The organism is Pseudomonas sp. SbOxS1 (assembly GCF_013416725.1).
GTDB lineage: Bacteria > Pseudomonadota > Gammaproteobacteria > Pseudomonadales > Pseudomonadaceae > Aquipseudomonas.
Genome location: NZ_JAAVXC010000085.1, coordinates 1 through 660 on the forward strand (window position 1 = coordinate 1; position 660 = coordinate 660).

Below are 660 nucleotides of genomic sequence, written 5' to 3' on the forward strand. Positions count from 1 at the left end.
CAAGCCGCCACGTCGATGCGATCAGCAAGACTGTCGAGTGACAATCCTTGCTCCCCATTCTTGTCCCAGCGATCCGGCAATTTCCCGAGCCAGGGCAGCAGTTCGGCGGTCCTGCGATGTACCTTGAGGGGGCGCGGAAATCCCCAGACACGAGGGCCGGCGGCATCGGGGATCAGACCGCTGGCGTCGTCGGTCAGCAGCGAGAATCCATCATGGGCTAGCGCCAACGCCGTCGTCGTCTTGCCGCCTCCCGATGGAACGCAGACAAGCGCCGCCCGCCCCGACCGCTTGTCGATCAAGCAGGCGGCGTGAACCAAATGCCGGCCTGTGGCCATGAGCGCTGCATCGGTGACGAGCATGACGGCGGAGCCGAAGAAATGCGAATGGCTCCCCGGCCGGAACTCGGCGAGGGCCTTGCGTCCGATATGGTCGATGACGAGGACGCCGCCGCCGTCGACCTCGAGCACGGCCGATCCGTCGGACTCGAACACCCGTCCCATATGTCCGTCGGGTAGTTGGCCCTCCCAGGTGAGCGGCCATCCGCCGGTCCAGGCCGGGGTGTCGGTTTCCCGGATCGTCAACTCGAAATCGGGTGACGTGCCCGCATCGTCACGGACAAAGCCCAAAAAGGCCTGGCGCAGCCTATCGATCCAGGATCCG

Annotated in this window: 1 protein-coding gene; it reads right to left on the reverse strand. The window is 65.3% G+C overall.

Going from position 1 to position 660, the window contains the following annotated elements; translation table 11 throughout:
- On the reverse strand, positions 1-660 hold a 660-nt coding region (locus tag HFK74_RS32930; RefSeq protein ID WP_218953958.1), incomplete at both ends, for a hypothetical protein.